At 66.8% G+C, this 20051-nt stretch carries 20 protein-coding genes; 11 read left to right on the forward strand and 9 right to left on the reverse strand.

Going from position 1 to position 20051, the window contains the following annotated elements:
* Positions 1–5 precede the first annotated feature (5 nt).
* The 7 genes from QM693_RS17640 to QM693_RS17670 are packed head-to-tail and all read left to right on the forward strand — an operon-like array spanning position 6 to position 7027.
* Positions 6–1232: a cytochrome P450 gene (locus tag QM693_RS17640; RefSeq protein WP_037241653.1), complete on the forward strand. Its 1227-nt coding sequence runs from the start codon at positions 6–8 to the stop codon at positions 1230–1232.
* Positions 1225–2010: an SDR family oxidoreductase gene (locus QM693_RS17645; protein ID WP_283352989.1), complete on the forward strand. Its 786-nt coding sequence runs from the start codon at positions 1225–1227 to the stop codon at positions 2008–2010. Before QM693_RS17640 ends, QM693_RS17645 begins: the two co-directional genes overlap by 8 nt.
* The gene (gene cyp51, locus QM693_RS17650; protein WP_280778881.1) at positions 2007–3359 is read left to right on the forward strand and encodes a lanosterol 14-alpha demethylase; all 1353 of its coding nucleotides are present in this window, start codon (positions 2007–2009) and stop codon (positions 3357–3359) included. Before QM693_RS17645 ends, cyp51 begins: the two co-directional genes overlap by 4 nt.
* Positions 3359–3574, forward strand: coding sequence for a ferredoxin (locus tag QM693_RS17655; protein ID WP_005244574.1), 216 nt, complete (start codon positions 3359–3361; stop codon positions 3572–3574). Before cyp51 ends, QM693_RS17655 begins: the two co-directional genes overlap by 1 nt.
* Complete coding sequence (locus QM693_RS17660; RefSeq protein ID WP_280778880.1) at positions 3574–4152, forward strand: nuclear transport factor 2 family protein; 579 nt, start codon at positions 3574–3576, stop codon at positions 4150–4152. Before QM693_RS17655 ends, QM693_RS17660 begins: the two co-directional genes overlap by 1 nt.
* The gene (locus QM693_RS17665) at positions 4146–5402 is read left to right on the forward strand and encodes a hypothetical protein (RefSeq protein WP_283352990.1); all 1257 of its coding nucleotides are present in this window, start codon (positions 4146–4148) and stop codon (positions 5400–5402) included. Before QM693_RS17660 ends, QM693_RS17665 begins: the two co-directional genes overlap by 7 nt.
* A gap of 14 nt (positions 5403–5416) precedes the next feature.
* Complete coding sequence (locus QM693_RS17670) at positions 5417–7027, forward strand: acyl-CoA synthetase (RefSeq protein WP_283352991.1); 1611 nt, start codon at positions 5417–5419, stop codon at positions 7025–7027.
* A 43-nt stretch (positions 7028–7070) separates the two neighbouring features.
* Here QM693_RS17670 and QM693_RS17675 read toward each other — a convergent pair whose 3' ends face one another.
* The 3 genes from QM693_RS17675 to QM693_RS17685 all read right to left on the reverse strand — a co-directional run bounded on the left by QM693_RS17675 (position 7071) and on the right by QM693_RS17685 (position 9497).
* Entirely contained in the window at positions 7071–7736 is a 666-nt protein-coding gene (locus tag QM693_RS17675) for a GNAT family N-acetyltransferase (protein WP_280778877.1), read from the reverse strand.
* 102 nt (positions 7737–7838) lie between these two features.
* Positions 7839–8324, reverse strand: a complete 486-nt coding sequence (locus QM693_RS17680) for a nitroreductase family deazaflavin-dependent oxidoreductase (RefSeq protein ID WP_283352992.1) — start codon at positions 8322–8324, stop codon at positions 7839–7841.
* A gap of 9 nt (positions 8325–8333) precedes the next feature.
* Positions 8334–9497 (reverse strand): steroid 3-ketoacyl-CoA thiolase, encoded by a 1164-nt coding sequence (locus QM693_RS17685; protein WP_283352993.1) that lies wholly within the window; start codon positions 9495–9497, stop codon positions 8334–8336.
* A 160-nt stretch (positions 9498–9657) separates the two neighbouring features.
* Between QM693_RS17685 and QM693_RS17690 the strand changes: the two genes are divergently transcribed.
* Positions 9658–10914, forward strand: a complete 1257-nt coding sequence (locus QM693_RS17690) for a cytochrome P450 (RefSeq protein ID WP_280778874.1) — start codon at positions 9658–9660, stop codon at positions 10912–10914.
* A 96-nt stretch (positions 10915–11010) separates the two neighbouring features.
* Positions 11011–12267, forward strand: a complete 1257-nt coding sequence (locus QM693_RS17695) for an erythromycin esterase family protein (protein WP_283352994.1) — start codon at positions 11011–11013, stop codon at positions 12265–12267.
* A 10-nt stretch (positions 12268–12277) separates the two neighbouring features.
* On the opposite strand, the gene QM693_RS17700 is transcribed toward QM693_RS17695, so the two are convergent.
* The 5 genes from QM693_RS17700 to QM693_RS17720 are packed head-to-tail and all read right to left on the reverse strand — an operon-like array spanning position 12278 to position 16813.
* Positions 12278–12691 carry a nuclear transport factor 2 family protein gene (locus QM693_RS17700; RefSeq protein ID WP_283352995.1) on the reverse strand — a complete coding sequence of 138 codons (414 nt, stop codon included), beginning with the start codon at positions 12689–12691 and terminating at the stop codon, positions 12278–12280.
* Positions 12692–12701: 10 nt separating this feature from the next.
* A complete protein-coding gene (locus QM693_RS17705; protein WP_283352996.1) occupies positions 12702–13565 on the reverse strand; it encodes a TIGR03619 family F420-dependent LLM class oxidoreductase in 864 nt (287 codons plus the stop codon).
* A 15-nt stretch (positions 13566–13580) separates the two neighbouring features.
* Positions 13581–14756, reverse strand: a complete 1176-nt coding sequence (locus tag QM693_RS17710) for a thiolase family protein (protein ID WP_120659722.1) — start codon at positions 14754–14756, stop codon at positions 13581–13583.
* Entirely contained in the window at positions 14756–15820 is a 1065-nt protein-coding gene (locus QM693_RS17715) for a thiolase family protein (RefSeq protein ID WP_283352997.1), read from the reverse strand. The genes QM693_RS17710 and QM693_RS17715 overlap by 1 nt, the downstream gene beginning before the upstream one ends.
* A gap of 12 nt (positions 15821–15832) precedes the next feature.
* Positions 15833–16813 carry a Zn-ribbon domain-containing OB-fold protein gene (locus tag QM693_RS17720; RefSeq protein ID WP_283353003.1) on the reverse strand — a complete coding sequence of 327 codons (981 nt, stop codon included), beginning with the start codon at positions 16811–16813 and terminating at the stop codon, positions 15833–15835.
* A 79-nt stretch (positions 16814–16892) separates the two neighbouring features.
* Here QM693_RS17720 and QM693_RS17725 point away from each other — a divergent pair, with 79 nt between their 5' ends.
* Both QM693_RS17725 and QM693_RS17730 read left to right on the forward strand, forming a co-directional pair.
* Positions 16893–17930 carry an LLM class F420-dependent oxidoreductase gene (locus QM693_RS17725; protein WP_007300927.1) on the forward strand — a complete coding sequence of 346 codons (1038 nt, stop codon included), beginning with the start codon at positions 16893–16895 and terminating at the stop codon, positions 17928–17930.
* 180 nt (positions 17931–18110) lie between these two features.
* Complete coding sequence (locus tag QM693_RS17730; RefSeq protein WP_280778866.1) at positions 18111–19058, forward strand: hypothetical protein; 948 nt, start codon at positions 18111–18113, stop codon at positions 19056–19058.
* A 94-nt stretch (positions 19059–19152) separates the two neighbouring features.
* On the opposite strand, the gene QM693_RS17735 is transcribed toward QM693_RS17730, so the two are convergent.
* Positions 19153–19977: a crotonase/enoyl-CoA hydratase family protein gene (locus QM693_RS17735; RefSeq protein ID WP_009477755.1), complete on the reverse strand. Its 825-nt coding sequence runs from the start codon at positions 19975–19977 to the stop codon at positions 19153–19155.
* Positions 19978–20051: the final 74 nt, after the last annotated feature.

Here is a 20051-nt window from a genome sequence, read left to right on the forward strand (position 1 = left end):
ATGCCATGACCGCAGCCTCGATGCCCGGGGTGTCACACAATCCGGTGACGTTCAACCCGTACGACTATGGCTTCCACGAAGATCCGTACGTCACGTATCGAAGACTGCGGGAAGAAGCACCCCTCTACTACAACGAGGAACTCGACTTCTGGGCGTTGTCCCGGCACGAGGACGTCGTCGCGGCGTTCCGCGACAACCAGCGCCTGTCGAGCGCGAACGGGGTGTCCCTGGACCCTGCGGCCTACGGCCCGCACGCCCACAAGACGATGTCCTTTCTCGCGCTGGACGATCCGCGGCACATGCGGATGCGGCAGCTGGTGTCCCGCGGCTTCACCCCGAGGCGGGTGAACGAACTCGAGGGGCGGATCCTGGATCTGACCCGGCAATACCTCGACCCGGCGCTCGCGGCGGGTGAGTTCGACTGGATCGGCGAGTTCGCCGGCAAGCTTCCGATGGACGTGATCTCGGAGCTGATGGGGGTTCCGGAGGCCGACCGCGTCGAACTCCGGCGGCTCGCCGACCTGGTGGTGCACCGCGAGGAGGGCGTCCTCGACGTGCCCCACGCCGCGATGGAGGCGTCGCTCTACCTCGTCGGCTACTACGCCGACATGCTGGCCGAGCGCCGCAGGAAGCCGACCGAGGACCTCACGTCTGCCCTGCTCGAAGCGGAGATCGACGGCGACCGGCTCACCGACGACGAGATCATCGCGTTCATGTTCCTGATGGTGGTGGCGGGCAACGAGACCACCACCAAACTCCTCGGCAACGCACTGTACTGGGGTTTTCGCTATCCGGGCGAGGCCAGGCACGTGTTCGAGGATGCGAGCCGGGTGCCGGAGTGGGTGGAGGAGACCCTGCGCTTCGACACGTCCAGTCAGATGGTCGCGCGAACGGCGTCCGTCGACCTGGACTTCCACGACCGGACGATTCCCGCAGGCGACAAGGTGCTGATCCTCATCGGCTCCGCGAACCGCGACTCGGCGGTGTTCGAGGACGCCGACGAATACCGGATCGGCCGGGACACGTCCAACAAGCTCGCGAGCTTCGGCGGCGGCACCCACTTCTGCCTGGGCGCCCACATGGCGCGGCTCGAAGCGCGGATCGCACTCACCGAACTCGTCTCCCGCATCGACGACTACGACATCGACGAGGCGAACAGTGTGCGCGTCCACTCGACCAACGTGCGCGGTTTCGCCACCCTTCCCATGAAAGTGCAGGTCCGCGATGCCTAGGTTCGAGCCCAACCCGCAGCGTCGCCCGTCGATCGTCGCCGGGGCGTCGTCGGGAATCGGCACGGCGACCGCCTATGCGCTGGCCGAGGCCGGTCACCCCGTCGCGCTCGGTGCCCGCCGGGTGGCCGAATGCGAGGAGATCGCGGAGAAGATCCGCAGCAACGGCGGAGAAGCGTTCGCGCACTACCTCGACGTCACCGACACCGCATCCGTCGACGAATTCGTCACGGCGGCGGAGAAGGCGCTCGGCCCCACCGAGATCGCGTTGTCGGGGGCCGGCGACCTGGAGTTCTCCGTCGCCCACGAGATGGACCCCGACCAGTTCCTGGGACAGGTCAACGTCCACCTGGTCGGTGCGCAGCGTCTCGCGCACCGCCTCCTTCCCGGCATGATCGAACGCAGGCGCGGAGACTTCGTCCTGATCGGATCCGATTGCGCCGACAGCCCCCGGCCCCGGATGGGCGCCTACAACGCCGCGAAGGCCGGCGTCGAGATGATGGGCCGGCAGATGCGAATGGAACTGGAAGGCACCGGCGTCCGGGCGTCGGTCGTGCGTCCGGGACCCACGCAGACGTCCATGGGGATGAACACCACCGAGGAGGTCATCGGACCCGTCCTCGAAGACTGGGCGAAGTGGGGATTCGCCCGGCACTCGTACTTCTTGCGCGCCTCCGCGATCGCGGACGCCGTCGTCGCCACCGTCAGTGCGCCCCGCGGCGCACACATGGTGCTGATCGAGGTGCAGCCCGAGGCGCCCCTACGAAAGGATGGAGAATGAACCCGGCTACCCCGCAACGTGTGTCCGGCGGTGAGCACGAGCACGGACATCTCGAAGAACTGCGCACCGACCCGATCGCGCTGATGCGCCGTGTCCGGGAGGAGTGCGGCAACGTCGGTGTCTTCCAGCTCGCCGACAAGAAGGTGGTGCTGCTGTCCGGCGCCGAGGCCAACGAATTCTTCTTCCGCTCCACCGACGAGGATCTCGACCAGCAGGCCGCCTACCCGTTCATGAAGCCGATCTTCGGCGAGGGAGTCGTGTTCGACGCGAGCCCCGAGCGCCGCAAGGAAATGCTGCACAACCAGGCGTTGCGCGGCGAGCAGATGAAGGGGCACGCCGCGACGATCGCCCACGAGGTCGACCGCATGGTGGCGCAGTGGGGCGACGAGGGGGAGATCGACCTCCTCGAATTCTTCGCGGAGCTGACCATCTACACGTCCTCGGCCTGCCTGATCGGTAAGAAGTTCCGGGAGCAGCTCGACGGCCGGTTCGCGCACCTGTACCACGAGCTCGAGCAGGGCACCGACCCCATCGCGTACGTCGACGCCTACGCCCCGATCGAGAGCTTCCGCCGGCGGGACGAGGCGAGGGTGCAGTTGGTGGCACTCGTCCAGGAGATCATGAACGGGCGCATCGAGAACCCTCCTCAGGGCAAGGAGGATCGGGACATGCTCGACGTGCTCGTCTCGATCAAGGACGAGGACGGCAACGAGCGCTTCACGGCGGACGAGATCACCGGCATGTTCATCTCGATGATGTTCGCCGGGCACCACACCACGTCCGGCACCGCGGCCTGGACCCTGATCGAGCTGCTGCGACACCCGGACTACGCCAAGCAGGTGGTCGCCGAACTCGACGACCTCTATTCGGACGGCTCCGACATCAGCTTCGGGGCACTCAGGCAGATCCCGAAACTCGAGGCGGTGCTGAAGGAGACGCTCCGTATGCACCCGCCGCTGATCATCCTGTTGCGCGTCGCGCGGGGCGAGTTCGAAGTCGGGGGCTACCGGATCGCCGAGAACGACCTGGTGGCGGCCACACCGGCGATCTCCAACCGCATCGCGGAGGACTTCCCGAACCCGGACACGTTCGATCCCGAACGCTACATCGACCCCAACCAGGAAGACATCGTCAACCGCTGGACGTGGATTCCGTTCGGCGCCGGCAGGCACCGCTGCGTCGGGGCCGCGTTCGCCCTGATGCAGTTGAAGGCGATCTTCTCGATTCTCCTGCAGGACTGGGAGTTCGAGATGGCGCAACCCTCCGAGACGTACCGCAACGATCACAGCAAGATGGTGGTGCAGCTGCAGCAGCCGTGCACCGTGAGGTACCGGAAGCGAAGCATGTGATGAAAGTCGAAGCCGATCTCGACCTGTGTCAGGGTCATGCCGTGTGCGAGATGGAGGCACCCGATGTCTTCGTCGTCCCGAAGCACGGCAAGGTCGAGATCCTCGACACCGACCCACCCGAGAACCTGCGCGCCGAAGTCGAGAGCGCCGTGCGTTTCTGCCCGACCCAGGCCCTGCGGATCCTCGCGGACGACGACTCTGAAGGAGATAGCTGATGGTGCAGTTCGATCGAAGGATCGGCCCGGCGGTGCAGTTCGATCGTGCGGAGCTCGACGAGATGGTGCAGCGCTGGGTGGACGAGAACAAGCGGTGCGAATCGCTCGGCGACTGGAAGCCGCTGGCCGAGATGTACACCGAGGACGCCACGTACGGATGGAACTACGGGCCGAAGGACGACTTCATGGCCGTCGGCCGGGACGAGATCCGCGACCTGGCGCTCGGCCAGGAAATGGACGGGCTCGAGGGCTGGGAGTACCCGTACCAGCAGTTCGTCATCGACGATCGCAGCGGCGACGTCATCGGATTCTGGAAGCAGGTGTCCGAACGCACCCGCGACGACGGCACGCACTATCAGGTCACCGGAATCGGCGGCAGCTGGTTTCGGTACGGCGGCAACTTCCAATGGTCCTGGCAGCGTGACTTCTTCGACTTCGGCAACGTCTCGAGCCTGTTCCTCGAGATGATCACGAACAACGCGATGTCCGACGGCATGAACGCGCGGATCCAGCGCGCGACGTCCGGTCGGCTGCCGGGGTGGTATCCGGTCGGCAAGGCCCCGGTCCCGCTGTGGTGAGTACGGTGAAGGTTCCGTCGTCGTTCGCCGATCTGTCCCGCGAGGATCTCGCGATTCTCGTTCCGGAACTGCTCCTGTGCGGTCATCTCATCGATCGCTCCGGTATGCCGCACCTGATCGGGGCGTTCGGTCGCGAGGGCATGACGCAGGTCGCGATCGAGGAGTGGATGGCGTCGAGCCCCCTCTACACGCGGCGGATGCAACGCGCGCTGGGATTCGAGGGAGACGGGGTCGTGACGATCTTCAAGGGTCTGCAACTCGACATCGGTGCGCCGCCCCAGTTCATGGACTTCCGGTACCGCGTCACCGATCACGATCACGGCGAATTCTGGCTGGATCACTGCGGGGCGTTGATGGACGTCGAACCGATGGGCGACGAGTACGTCACGGCGATGTGCCACGACATCGAGGACCCGACGTTCGACGCCACCGCATTGGCCACCAACCCGCACGCGCAGGTGCGTCCGGTGCACCGTCCGCCCCGCCGGCCGGCGGACCGGACACCGCACTGCCTCTGGACGGTCACCATCGACGACACAAACGTGCCACCTCCGATTCCGGAAGGGCTGGTGACGGTGGGGAAGTCGCGTGCGGCGACGGTCGAGTTGTCGCCGATCGACACCGGCGGGCCGGGACAGCACGACTACGCGGGCGCGCTCCTCGACGATCTGCGGTTCCCGGACTTCTCCCATTCGGCTCTGACCCGGATCGCGGAGGAGGTGTGCCTGCAGCAGCACCTGCTGACCCTCGGCTTCCTGCTCGCGGTGCGGGCCCGCACCGATGCCGAAGCCGCACTCGACATCGCGCGCAAGCAACTCACCGGCATCGCCGGCCTCACGTCGGAACGGATCCGGAACGCGCTCGGGCTGCCCGCTGATCTCGAGGGTCTCGCCGTCGTCCTCGCCGTGCATCCGGCGTTCAATCCCCGTCAGTACGTGGACGTCACGATCACCCTCGGCGACCGCATGCTGCTGACCCTCGGCCGGGACTGCGGAGCCGGGGAGGACGGAGCGTGGCCGTCCATGATCGACGGTGAGCACCTCGGGCCGATGACTGCGCTCGTGCGCGGGGTGTCGCCGCGGTTCGCGGTGCAGGTGGTCGAGGAGACGGATGCGGCGCTGACCGTGGAGATCGTGATCGGTGAGCCGCCCGCCAAGGAGGCACCCGAGGTGGCGCTCACCCGGTTCAGCACGGGAGCCGATTTCGCGTTCACCGATCGAGGAATACCCCTACCACTCACAGTCGTCTGAGAGAGGACGCCCCCGTGGCCTACAACCTTGCAGACCTCTTCGAGCATTCCGTCGACGCGATGCCGGAACGGGTGGCGCTGATCTGCGGCGCCCGTCGCGTCACCTACCGCGAACTGGAGGACCGCGCCAACAGGCTGGCCCACCACTTCCTGGAGGTCGGGCTGACCGCCGGCTCGCACATCGGCGTGCACCTGCACAACTCCATCGAGACCATGGAGACGTTGCTGGCGGCGTACAAGATTCGTGCGGTCCCGGTCAACATCAACTACCGCTACACCAGCGACGAACTCGCCTACGTCTACGGCAACGCGGAACTCGACGCCGTGGTCCATCATCGGATCTACTCGCCGCGCATCGCGGAGGTCCTGCCCTCGCTGCCGAGGATCCGGCACACCGTTGTCGTCGAGGACGATCTCGGCGGCGCCGGTGTGCCCAGCGACTCGGTGCCGTACGAGGAGGCGCTGTCCGGCAGTGGCGACCGGGACTTCGGTGAACGCAGCTCCGAAGACCTGTTCATCATGTACACCGGCGGCACCACCGGACGTCCCAAGGGTGTCGTGTGGACGCACGAGGCGATCTGGCGCGTCCTCGCGGGCGGTCTCGACTTCTACACCGGTGACGCGATCGAGGACGAGTACCAGCAGTCGCGGGTGGGATCGCAGGGTGAGCCGACCCTGTGGTTCGCGTTGCCGCCGCTGATCCACGCGGCCGCGATGATGCCGACGTTCACCGCGCTGTTCAGCGGAAACACCGTGCTGCTGGAATCGAAGTTCGACGCCGACCGGACGTGGGAACTCGTCGAGCGGCACAAGGTGCAGATCCTCATCATCACCGGCGACGCGATGGGACGGCCGCTGATCGAGGCGCATCAGCCGTCGCGCACCGACACGTCGAGCCTGGGTGTCGTGGCATCCGGGGCCGCGCTGTTCTCACCGGTGATCAAGGACGCCTTCCTCGACGCGTTCCCGGGACTGCTGGTGTCCGATTCGATCGGCGCGTCGGAAACAGGCTTCGGCGGAATCAGTTTCGCGACCAAGGGGGAGAAGCAGGTGGGTGGACCCCGGGTGCCCCCTGGCCGGTACGCCCTGGTGATCGACGAGGACGACGTTCCCGTCGAGCCGGGGTCCGGGAAGGACGGCTGGTTCGCGAAGGGCGGATACGTCCCGCTGGGTTACTACAACGACCCGGAGAAGACCCGGGAGATCTTCCGGGAGGTCGACGGGCGACCCGTCGTCGTCACCGGCGACCGCGCGCGGATCGAGGCCGACGGATCGATCACCCTGCTCGGCCGCGGCAACATGGTGATCAACACCGGCGGCGAGAAGGTGTTCGCCGAAGAGGTCGAGAGCGCAGTGAAGGCGTACCGCGACGTCTACGACGCCATCGTGGTCGGCGTCCCCGACGAACGGTGGGGGCACCGGGTCTCCGCGGTCGTGCAGGCGCGCGACGGTCGGGGCGTCGACTTCGCCGGACTCGAGGAACACGTGCGGCGAAGCCTGGCCGGCTACAAGATCCCGCGTCTGGTGTGGGTGGAAGACACCGTCCAGCGCACACCGAGCGGCAAGCCCGACTACCGCTGGGCTCAGGGCGTCACCAAACAGCGCGACCCCGACCACCGCACGTGAGTGGCGAAGTGTGCTCCCGCACGCTTCGCCACTCACGTGCGGGTCAGGCGGGAGCGCGGACGACCAGGACCGTTCCCGGGAACTCCGCGGCAAGCTCCTGACGGCTGTGCTTCACGGCCGCGGTGCCGTAGCCCTTCTTCCGGGCGTCGGGGGCGATCCAGATGGCCACGTCGACCTCGCGTCCCGACAGTTCACCGAACACCATGCCGACGGCCGTGTTCTCCGCGGTGTCCTCACACACGAACCATGCGGCGGACTCGTCGTCGACACGGCTCAGGCCTTCCGTGCGTTCCTTCTCGACCCGCTCCGCGGACCACTGCGCGCCCGCGTCGTCGACCTGCTCGCCGCAGCGGCGCCGGAACAGTTCGGCGTCTTCCTCGGTTTCGGTGAACGGACGGAGGCGGAAGTTCCGCCCCGTGCTCGCCGGCCGGTCCGTCGACGTCCATTCGAGGGTGGCGTCGAGGTCCTTCAGTTCCGTCTGGATGCGAAGCCGTTCGACCTTGGTGAGGCGGCGGAACGTCAGGTTGAGGACGGCTTCCGCGTACGCCTCGGAGGTGTCGAGGAGCCCGGCGACGGTGGTGAGGGCCTCGGCGTGATCCTCGCTGTCGACGATGGCGTCGAGCACCTCGTGACGCTGCTCGAGCGCACGCAGCAGGACCGCGGTGAGCTCTCGACGGTCGTGTATCCGATCTTGAACCTGTGTACTCATGTCTGCAATTCCTCGCCCTCGGCCGTCGTACAAGTCCGTACGCGTCAATACTGCAAGAAGTCCCCCGACATGGCACCCGTTACTCGGCGGTACATACAAACGCTATCGAGGTGTGCAGACCACGACGGGGATCGTGCGGTCGGTCCAGGCCTGGTAGTTGTCGAAATCCGGATACATGGCGACGAGCCGCGGCCACAGGCCCGCGCGTTCCTCGGGGTCCGCCACGTGGGCGGTCATCGGCCGCACCCGCGACTTCACCTGGACGGTCACCTCGGGGTTCGCGCGCAGGTTGAGATACCACATCGGGTGCTTCGGGAGGCCACCCTGGGAGGCGACGAGGATGATGCGGTCGCCGTCCTCGAGGAACAGCAGCGGGCTGATCCGCGGCTCGCCGCTCTTCCGTCCGGTGGTGGTGAGCAGGCAGACGGGCAACCCTCGGGGGAAGGCGCTGCCCACCCGCCACTTGCTGCCCAGTCGCCCGCCCGTCCGCCGGTACAGCACGACGTTGATCTTCGACATCCACTTGATGAAGGAGACCGTCCACTTCGAGTCGAGGCCGGGCGGTCGGGCGGGGGCGGGTGCATTCATCGGCAGATCCTAGATCCGCTCGATGATGGTGCCGGTGGCGAGCGCGCCGCCGGCACACATCGTGATCAGTGCCGTCGACCCGTCGGTGCGCTCGAGTTCGTGCAGCGCGGTGGTGATGAGTCGAGAGCCGGTGCTGCCCACGGGATGTCCGAGTGCGAGCGCGCCGCCGTTGACGTTGACCCTGTCCATGTCGGGCTCGTGCACCGACGCCCACGACAGCAGCACCGAGGCGAACGCCTCGTTCACCTCGAACAGGTCGAGGTCGCCGATCTTCATGCCGCTGCGTTCGAGGACGCGCGCCGTGGCCTGGACGGGTCCGTCGAGGTGGAATTCGGGTTCGGAGCCGACGAGCGCCTGGGAGATGATGCGGGCCCGGGGCTTCAGACCGAGGGCGCGCGCCCTGGCCTCGTCCATCAGCATGACGGCGGCGGCGCCGTCGGAGATCTGCGAGGACGTGCCCGCCGTGTGGATGCCGCCCTCGAGTACGGGCTTCAGCTTGGCGAGCGACTCCGCGGTGGTGTCGCGCAGACCCTGATCGCGCGTCACGACCCGGGTCTCACCGGTGAGGTTACCGTCCTTGTCGACGACGGGTGCGGTCACCTGCAGCACTTCCCGGTCGAAACGCCCTTCGTCCCAGGCCTGCTTGGCGCGTGCCTGCGAGCGGACTCCGAGCGCCTCGACGTCGGCGCGGGTGATTCCGCGGCGACGGGCGATGCGCTCGGCGGCCTCGAACTGGTTGGGCATGTCGATGTCCCAGTCGGCGGGTCTTCGCGGTCCGGCGTTCTCGCCGACGTTCGCGCCGAGCGGCACCTGGCTCATCGCTTCGATGCCGCAGGCGATTCCGATGTCGATCGCGTCGGTGGCGATCAGACCGGCGATGAGGTGGTTGGCCTGCTGCGCGGAGCCGCATTGGCAGTCGATCGTGGTGGCGCCGACCTGCCAGGGCAGTCCGGCATGCAGCCACGCGGTCCGGGTGATGTTGTTCGACTGCGCACCGGCCTGGGTGACGCAACCACCGATGACCTGCTCCACCAGTTCGGGGTCGATGCCGGAGCGGTCGAGGATGCCCCGCTGAGCGGCGCCGAGGATCTCGGCGGCGTGCAATCCGGACAGCCAGCCACCGCGCTTTCCGATCGGGGTGCGTACTGCCTCGACGATTACTGGTGTGCCCACGGTGGGCTCCTTTCCTTGTCCTCAAAAAATAGAACAGGTTCTGCTATCCGGGCAAGGTCTGAATGAGCTTTCCTTTGCTAGTCGCCCGGCTTGTGCTTCAATGCTAGTAGAACGTGTTCCACATCACGGAGTGGTGTATGGCTTAGGGCAGGAGACAGCAGTGGCGCAGCCCAATCTTCCAGAGGGTTTCGACTTCACCGACCCGGACATCTACGCAGAGCGCATCCCCTACCAGGAATTCGCCGAACTGCGGAAGACTGCCCCGATCTGGTGGAACCCGCAGCCGCCGGAGATCGGTGGCTTCCACGACGACGGCTACTGGGTCGTCAGCAAGCTCGAGGACGTCAAGGAAGTGTCGCGGCGCAGCGACGTCTTCTCCACACACGAGAACACCGCGATCGTGCGCTTCGCCGACGACATTCCGCGCGAGAACATCGAGATGCAGCGCTTCATCCTCATCAACAAGGACGCTCCCGAGCACACCAAGCTCCGCAAACTCGTCTCCCGCGGCTTCACGCCCCGTGCGATCAACAGCCTGCGCGAAGAACTCACCGAACGCGCCGAGAAGATCGTGAAGGAGGCCGCCGAATCGGGGGCCGGCGACTTCGTCACCCAGGTGGCGTGTGAGCTTCCGCTGCAGGCGATCGCCGAACTGCTCGGTGTGCCGCAGGAGGATCGCCTGAAGGTCTTCGACTGGTCCAACCAGATGACGGGCTACGACGACCCCGAACTGGACATCGACCCGCAGGCCGCGTCGATGGAGATCCTCGGCTACGCGTACCAGATGGCGGACGAGCGCAAGAAGTGCCCCGCCGACGACATCGTCACGACGCTGATCGAAGCGGACATCGATGGAAATGAGCTGTCTCCCGAGGAATTCGGCTTCTTCGTGATCCTGCTGGCGGTCGCAGGCAACGAGACCACCCGCAATGCCATCACACACGGCATGATGGCGTTCCTGGACCATCCCGATCAGTGGGAGCTCTACAAGAAGGAGCGCCCCAAGACGACGGCGGACGAGATCGTCCGGTGGGCGACCCCGGTCAACTCGTTCCAGCGCACCGCACTGGAAGACACCGAACTCGGCGGAGTGCAGATCAAGAAGGGCCAGCGAGTCGTAATGCTGTACGGCTCTGCGAACTTCGACGAGGCCGCGTTCGAGAACCCGGAGAAGTTCGACATCATGCGGGAGAACAACCCGCACGTCGGATTCGGCGGGACTGGCGCCCACTTCTGCCTCGGCGCCAACCTGGCGCGACTCGAGATCGATCTGATCTTCAATGCGATTGCGGATCACCTGCCCGATATCAGTAAGCTGGGAGATCCGCGGCGGTTGCGCTCGGGCTGGCTCAACGGTATCAAGGAGTTTCAGGTCGATTACAAGACTGCGTCAGGCGGTTGCCCGGTCAGACACTGACCCCCTGATTCAGCGGCGTCGGAGGGCACCCTCATCCTCTCCGACGCCGCTGTTCTCTTTCGCCGGCGTGGTGTCCGAGGGAAAGTGGGAGCCACCATGACTGTGCAGTCCGACGTCGAAGAGGCGGGCGCCGTCTTCTCGGAGCCAGGAGACCCGACCGTCACCGCTGCCCTCGGCGCATTCCTCCGTCGCCTGGACTCCGCGCCCCGCCTCCTCGGGTTCGGCGAGCCCATGCACGGGGAGGAGAGTTTTCTGCTGCTCCGCAATCAGATGTTCCGGTTCCTGGTCGAACACGCGGGCTATCGCTCCATCGCGATCGAAAGTAGTTGCCTGAAGGGGATACTGGTCGACTCCTTCGTGCGGGGTGCGGGCCGCCTGCCGCTCGACGACGTCATGGAGCACGGTTTCAGCCACGGCTTCGGTGAGTCCAGGGCGAACCGCGACCTGGTCGGATGGATGGCCGAATACAACCGTCGGCACGAGCCGGGCGAGCAACTAAGGTTCTTCGGATTCGACGGCCCCATGGAGATGACGTCCGCGGACAGCCCGAGGCAAGCCCTGACCTTCCTCGACACCTACCTGCGGACCCACCTCGACGAGCAGGATCTGCCCTGCGCTCCGGACCGGATCTCCGCACTGATCGGCGACGACGACCGCTGGAGCAACCCGGCCGTCGCCATGGACCCGACCCAGGCCGTCGGTGCCACCCCCGAGGCCGCCGAGTTGCGTCTCATCGCCGACGACCTGATGACGCTACTCGCGTCGCAGGCGCCTCACCTCGTCGCCGAAGGCACGCGGGACGAATTGTGGGAGGCCGAGCTTCACGGTCGCGTCGCCACCCGCCTGCTCAGCTATCACGCAGGAATGGCGGAGAACTCTCCACGCCGCATCACAAGGCTCCTGGGAATCCGCGACACCCTCATGGCGGACAACCTGTCCGCGCTGGTGCAGCGGGAGGCCGACCGAGGCCCGACATTCGTCTTCGCTCACAACGGCCATCTGTCGAAAGGGCAAACCCACTGGGATCTCGCCGGACTGCATCTGCACTGGTGGTGCGCCGGCGCGCACCTGGGTGTGCGGCTCGGCGATGCCTACACGGTCATCGGTGGGGCCGTCGGGGAGGCGCCCGGCCACGGCATCGGGACGCCGCCACCCGACACCGTCGAGGGCCGGCTGTTCGCCGTGGGGGAGAGCTGTCTCGTGCCGGCCGCGCCGGTCGCCCGCAGGATCGGAGACGTGGAGAAGCGTGCCGACCCGTCGGGCAACTCCACGTACTTCCCGCTGGACCCCGCGGGCCTCGGCGAACTCGACGCGATCCTCTTCGTCCGGCACATCGACGACGCCGGCACGTGATTGGGGGCGTTCAGGCCTTGCGCAGTGTCTTCATCGCCCGCTCGACCTCCCAGAAGGCCCGCAGGGACGTGATCTTGCCGTCCTCGTTCACGCGGTAGATGAACACGCCCTCGGCGTCGATCTGCGATCCCGCCACCGTGGACCGGATGGTCCCGATGTTCACGTTCTCATTCCCGCACACCAGTGAATCGGTGATGAGGAACTCGAGCGATTCGGTGGTCGCGATCGTCATGTCGTAGAACCGGGATATCGCGTCGAGGCCGCGGTGACCCTTGCCTTCCGGGTCGAAACCCGAAGGGCCGACCGGGTCTTCGACAACCGCGTCCTCGGCGAACAGGGCCAGCCACTCGTCCTTGCGCCTGCCGCTGGCCGCCTCGCGGGACGCCTGCCCGGCGAGGCGGGCGGGATGGTCCGTCGTCGTCATGTCCACACCCCTATCCGATGTACTGGTCGGCGAACTTGCGCAACGAGTCCTGCTTGGCCTCGAGCGGTCCGTCGAAGCCGATGCCGTCGAAAACCCACGGGACGACGATCGTGTCGGTCACTCCGGCGTCCGCCAATTCGGCGTAGCCGTCCTTGCCGAATCGGTCGATGCACACGGTCTGGATCTCGTAGGGCAGATCGGCTCGGCCATACTCCTCCCGGAGTTCCCGCAATCGCGCGATGACCTGAACGAGATCGTCGAACTTGATCATCGCGGACGTCCAGCCGTCGCCCACCCGGGCGGCGCGTCGCAGCGCGACGTCGGTGTGTCCGCCGACGTAGAACGGCACCGGCTTCGTCGGCGCCGGGCTCATCTGTAGCCGGTCGAAGTCGAAGAATTCGCCGTGGTACTCGACCATGCCGCCGCCGAGGATCAGCTTGATGACGTCGATCATCTCGTCGACGCGCGCACCGCGCTTCTTGTACGGCACGCCGCACCATTCGAACTCCTCCGGTGCCCAGCCGATCCCGACGCCGAACCCGAAACGGTTGCCGATGAGGTTGGCGACGGAACCCACCTGGCGGGCGAGGAGTACCGGGTTGCGGGATCCCAGTTTGAGGACCTGGGTGTAGAACTCGATCTTCGACGTCACCGCGCCCATGGCGGCCGCCGCGATCAGCGGATCCACCCACGGGGTTTCCTCGTTCCACATCCGCGAGCCGTCCGGTGTGTACGGGTAGTCGGCGCTCTGCTTCTCCATGAAGAACAGTGAGTCAGGGAGGGCGATGGACGAGAACCCGCACTCCTCGGCTGTTTTCGCCAGAGCAGGCAGTTGGTCGACGGGATTCATGGCGATGCCGACGGTGAACTTCATGGTGATGTCCCGCTCCTAATTGTTCGGCCGGTCGGAACCGACCACCCACATCGAGAAGTACTGCGAACCGCCGCCGTAGGCGTGGCCGAGTGCCTTGCGCGCGTCCTTCACCTGATGGTCGCCGGCGCGGTGCATGACCTGCATCGCCGACTCGGCGAACCGGATCATGCCCGAGGCGCCGATGGGATTGGACGACAGGACGCCGCCGGACGCGTTGAGCGGAAGCCGGCCGCCGATCGCGGTCTCGCCCGCCTCGGTGAGTTTCCAGCCCTCACCCTCGGAGACGAAGCCCAGATTCTCGAGCCACATCGGTTCGAACCAGGAGAAGGGGACGTAGATTTCGGCCACGTCGATCTCGTCGAGCGGGTCCTTGATGCCCGCGGCCTTCCACAGCGCGGCCGCGGCGTCCCGGCCGGCCTGCGGATTCACCTGGTCTCGTCCCGCGAACGTGGTGGGCTCGGTGCGCATCGCGGTGGCGTGGATCCAGGCCACCTCACGACCGTCCGCAATGACCTGCTCGGCCGCCTCCTCGTTGCCGATCACCATCGCGCAGGCGCCGTCCGATGACGGACACGTCTCGTCGTAGCGGATGGGATCCCACAGCATCTGCGAGGCCTGCACGGATTCGAGCGTGATGTCGGGTTGCTTGAGGTGGGCGTACGGGTTGAGGCTGCCGTTCAGCCGGTCCTTCACCGCCACCATCGCGCCGATGTGATCGGGTGCGCCCGACCGCCGGATGTACGAGCGGACGTGCGGGGCGAAGTAGCCGCCCGCGCCAGCGCCGACCGGCATGTGGAACGGAATGGGGGTGGACAGCGCCCACATGGCGTTCGACTCGGACTGCTTCTCCCACGCCACCGTCAGCACCCGCTTGTGCACCCCCGACTTCACGAGGCTCGACGCCACCACCGCGGTCGAACCGCCGACCGAGCCTGCGGTGTGCACACGCAGGAGTGGTTTGCCGTTGGCGCCCAGCGCGTCCGACATCGCGAGCTCCGGCATCATCGACCCCTCGAAGAGGTCGGGGGCCTTCCCGATCACGACCGCGTCGATGTCGTCCCAGCCCACCCGGGCGTCTTCCATCGCGCGGTCGATCGCCTCGCGAACCAGCCCCGCCATGGACACGTCGTGCCGCTTCGCCACGTAATGCGTCTGACCGGTGCCGAGCACCGCGGCCAATTGATTCGCCATCAGTTGCGTCCCTCCAAGACTGCGACCAGATTCTGTTGCAGCACAGCACCACTCGTAGCGTGCGCCAGCGTGCGTCCGGCGTTGCCGTCCATGATGGCCCTGGCTGCGTAACCTATGCGTTCCAGACCCGCGGAGAACATCGGGTTCCCGCTCAGCGGGCCGCCCGACGGGTTGATCGCCGTCGCATCGGACAGTCCGATGGCCTCGCGGAGGATCAGTTCCTGATGGGTGAACGGTCCGTGCAGCTCGGCCACGTCGATTCCGCCGACGTCCCCTCCGGTGGCGGCGCGGGCGGACGCCGTCGTCGACGGTGAGACCGTCAGGTCGCGGGCGCCGAAGTTCGGGGAATCGATCCGATGCTCGATCCCGGTGATCCACGCAGGCCGCTCGCACAGCTCACGGGCACGATCGCCCGCGGCGAGCACGACAGCGGCGGCACCGTCCGTGATCGGTGCGCAGTCATGGGCACGCAACGGGTCCGCGACGAACGGGCTGGCGAGCAGCGCGTTGATGTCGACGTGCCCCGACAGCTGGGTGTTCGGATTGCTCTCCGCCGCGGCCCGGCTGCGCGCGGCCACGGCCGCCATCTCCTCGGCCGTCCACTTCCCGGCATCGAGTCCGAGGCGGGCCTGCAGTCCGGCCAGCGACACGGAGTCGAGGGCGAGCGGGGTGACCAGGTAGGGGTCGAGTTGCATCGACAGGATCTTGCGGAGGTTGCCCGCCGACGACTTCCCGAATCCGTAGACGAGGGCGGTGTCGACCTCGCCGGTCATGATCTTGATCCAGGCCTCGTAGAACGCCCACGCCGCATCCATCTCGACGTGCGACTCGTTGATCGGCGGAACCGCCCCGATCGAGTCGACGGCGGAGATGAAGGAGAACGAACGGCCGGCAAGGTAGTCCGACGATCCCGAACACCAGAAGCCGATGTCGGACTTGGTGATTCCGAGGTCCTCGTACAGCTGCTGGAAGCAGGGAACCAGCATCTCGACGCCGTTGGTGGTGCCGGTGGTCTCGCGCACGTGTGGTGCGTGCGCGAACCCGACGACTGCGATATCTGTCATTGTGCCGCGCCCTTACAGGTGGTGTTTGTAGGTGTCGTACTCGGCGTCGGGCTCACCCGTCGGCCTGAAGTACTCGATGTTCTCGAGGGTGTAACCCCACTCCTCGCGCGGCTTCCATTTGGCCTCCACGCGCATGCCCATCCGCACGTCGGCGGCGTCGCAGTCGAGGATCAGGTGCAGGAACGCGATGTCCGCGCCGTCGAGCAGCACGTAGGCGGCGACGTACGGCGGCTTGATCCGCTGTCCGAGGAAGGGGACGTTCACGATGCAGAACGTGGTGACGATACCCCTGTCCGGCAGTTCCACCTGCTCCTTCGTCGGGATGCCGTCGGTGGGGTTGGCGCTGCGCGGCGGGATGTACACCTTGCCGTCCGGTCCGGTGCGACCACCGATCAGCTTGCCCGCCTTCAGCCCTCGGAGGTAGTAGCTCTCCTCGGCGGAGGCGGAGTGCATGTAGTCGAGATCGATCGGCGTCGTGACCATCGTGACCGGTTCCGACTCCGCGGACGGGCCGGGCTCGCCCGTCGACTCCCCGGGCTCGAAGCACACGATGTCCTGGATGCGCCCGACCCGCTCCTGCGCCCACCGTGCCCGGACCCGCATACCCGTGCTCATTGCGGCGGGGGAGCCGACGTCCACGGCGTGCACCAGGGACGTGTCGGCGCCGTCCAGCGTGATCAGCGCCCACGCGAACGGCGTGGTGAGTGGCTGTCCGGCAATCGGTTCCGGCATCCACGTCCAGCTCACCACGGTCCCGGCGTCGGAGACCCCGACGAAGTCGGTGAGAGGTTCGGCGGTGTTCGGGTCGAATTCGGGCGGTGGCACGTAGACGCGTCCGTCCGAGCCGCGGGCGCCGATGACCTTGCGGTCGCGCAGCGCGGTCACGAAGGCTCCGATGGTCGGACCCACCGATCGGGTGTAGTCGAATTGAAGTTTCAGCGGGGCGCTCAACGGTTCGTTCGAGAATTTTTCGGCCACCGCGCTCTTTCCCATGCTCACAACTTCGAGTAGAACAGGTTCTAGTGTTTGTGGCAAGGGTCACTTCTGACGACGGTCGATGTGGAGGCACACGATGAAGCTCGGGTTGCAACTGGGATACTGGGGCGCACAGCCGCCGGCGAATGTCCCGGAGTTGATCGCCGCGGCCGAAGCCGAGGGATTCGACGCCGTCTTCGCTGCCGAATCGTGGGGATCCGACGCGTTCACCCCCCTCGCCTGGTGGGGTTCGAGCACCGAACGCGTCCGTCTGGGCACGTCCGTCGTGCAGATCTCCGCGCGCACACCCACCAGCACCGCCATGCACGCACTCACCCTCGACCACCTCAGCGGCGGCCGGGCGATCCTCGGGCTCGGCGTGTCCGGGCCGCAGGTCGTCGAAGGGTGGTACGGGCAGCCGTTCACGAAGCCGCTCGCCCGCACCCGCGAATACGTCTCCATCATCCGGAAAGTCCTGTCGCGGGAGGAACCCGTCACCAGCGACGGCCCGCACTTCCCGCTGCCCTACACCGGGCCCGGCAGCACCGGACTCGGGAAACCGCTCAAGCCGATCACCCATCCGCTGCGTGCCGACATCCCCATCTGGCTCGGCGCCGAAGGTCCGAAGAACGTCGCGCTCACCGCCGAGATCGCCGACGGCTGGCTCGCCATCTACTACTCGCCGCGCCTCGCACCCATGTACAACGAATGGCTCGACGAGGGTTTCGCCCGCCCCGGCGCCCGTCGCAGCCGCGAAGACTTCGAAGTCGCGGCCACCTGTCAGGTGATCGTCACCGACGACCGCGCCGCCGCCATCGCCGGACTCAAACCGATCACCGCCCTGTACGTCGGCGGCATGGGTGCCCCCGAACTCAACTTCCACGCCCAGGTCTACACCCGCATGGGCTACGGCGAGCAGGTCGAGGAAATCGGGCGCCTCTTCCGCGCCGGCCGCAAAGACGAAGCGGCCGCCGTCGTCCCCGACGAGATGGTCACCGAGACCATGATCATCGGCAACGTCGACGAAGTCCGCGCCGACGTCAAACGCTGGGCCGACGCCGGCGTCACCATGCTCCTCGTCTCCTGCCGCGACGCCGACCACGTCCGCGAACTGTCCGCGGCGGTCCTCGGCTGACCTCCCCGCTCCCGTCCCGCCGCTCCCTTTCCTCCTCCCGCCGCTCCCTTCCGGACGAACGGGACGCTCGTTGCGTCAGATCGAACGAGCGTCCCGTTCGTTCGAGGGGGGAAGGTGAGTTATCCACAGGCGCGCAGATTCGGCCTGTCGTGACGGGCGGACCGCTGGCAGCATGAGCTGATGCGACGGGGGATTTGGGGACAGCGGCCGGAGTTGCTCGATCAGGTGGGAGTGGCCGGCGTCGTCCGGGCGTCGGACCTGGAACGTCTCGGTCTGGCTCGATCGACGATCTCTGCGCGATGCCGGTCCGGTGGGCCGTGGCAGCGGCTTCTGCCGGGAATCGTTCTACTCCAGAACGGGCAGCCGTCGTTCCAGCACCGAGTGCTCGCAGCTCGTCTGTTCTGCGGTCGCGACTCGCTCGTCACAGGACGCTCGGCACTGCGGTGCCACGGCTTCGGGAGCTACTCCGGTGACGTGGACGTGCTCGTCGCAGTCGATCGCCGCGTGCAGTCGACGGGCTTCGTCAAGGTCGAGCGCACGTCGCGCATGCCCGACGCCGACGTGCGCGGAGATGTCGCGTGCGCACCGTTGCCGAGGGCACTGCTCGACGCGGCGCGCAGGTGCACGACCGTCGACGCGGCGCGGGCAACGATCGCGGAAGTCGTCCAGCGCGGAGCGGTCACCGCGGAAGAACTCGTCGTCGAACTCGAGGCGGGCAGTGGTCGCGGATCCGCGATCCCCCGGATCGTGCTGCGGGAAATGACGGCCAACGTCCACTCCGTCTCCGAGGCGCATGCGCGTCGGCTGTGGCTGCGCAGTGGGCTTCCCGAGATGATGTTCAACAGGAAGATCGCCGATGTCGGCGGACGGTTCATCGCGATGCCGGACGGTTGGATCGACGAGGTCGCGTTCGCCTGGGACATCGACTCGCTCGATTGGCACCTTGCGCCTCAGCAGTACAAGCACACGGTGGAGCGTCGGACGCGGATGCAGAACGCCGGCATCATCGTGCTGCCGACACTGCCGAGCGCTGTTCGTGATCAGCCGGAGCGGGTGATCGCCGACCTCCGGGCCCACTTCGAGCTCGCCGCGTCGCGTCCGAGGCCGAATGTTCGGATGCTGCCCTAGCCGCGCCTAGCCGGGCCTGGACGAACGGGACGCTCGTTCGATCTGACGCAACGAGCGTCCCGTTCGTCCGGAAAGGGGAGGGGACCGCCCGGGGTCAGCGGCCCTCGAATTTCGGCGCGCGCTTTTCGGAGAAGGCGCGGGGGCCTTCCTTCGCGTCGGCGCTCTTGAAGACCTCGGTGCCGAGGGCGGCGTCGACTTGAAATGCCTCCTCCTCGTGCATGCCTTCGGTGTCCCGGATGGTCTTCAGGATCGCCTGGACGGCGAGGGGTCCGTTGGCGGAGATGAGGTCGGCGAGTTCGAGGGCCTTGTCGAGGGCCTGACCGTCGGGGACGACGTGTCCGATGAGGCCGATCTCCTTGGCCTCGGGGGCCTTGATGTGACGTCCGGTCAGCAGGATGTCGGCGGCGACGGTGTACGGGATCTGCCGGACGAGGCGCACGGCGGAGCCGCCGAGGGGGAAGAGTCCCCATTTGGCTTCGGAGACACCGAATTTGGCGCTCTCCCCGGCGACCCGGATGTCGGTGCCCTGCAGGATTTCGGTGCCGCCGGCGATGGCGGGACCCTCGACTGCGGCGATGAGGGGCTTGGTGAGGCGCCGTCCCTTGAGGAGCGCCTCGATCTTCGACAGGTCCCAGCCGCCGCCCGAGAACGAGTCGCCGGGGTGCTGTGACGTCATGGCCTTGAGGTCGGCGCCCGCGCAGAATGCGCCGCCTGCGCCGGTGAGGATGGCGACCCGGATGTCCGGGTCGGAGTCGACCTGATCCCACGCGTCCCGCATGATCGCCATCATTTCGCCGGACAGCGCGTTCTTCGCCTCGGGGCGGTTCATCGTGACGATCAGGACGTGCCCGCGCTTCTCCACGAGGCAGTGCGGCGACTGTGCCGAAATGTCGGATTTCTCGGTCGTTGTAGAGGACACTGAAGTCTCCCGAAGGGTGTGTGAGCTGGCTCTCAAATTGGGTCTTGCCAGAAACGGTAACACGTTCTACTTTG

Origin of the sequence: Rhodococcus sp. IEGM 1305 (assembly GCF_030058635.1) — a bacterium.
Classification (GTDB): Bacteria; Actinomycetota; Actinomycetes; order Mycobacteriales; family Mycobacteriaceae; genus Rhodococcus_F; species Rhodococcus_F opacus_D.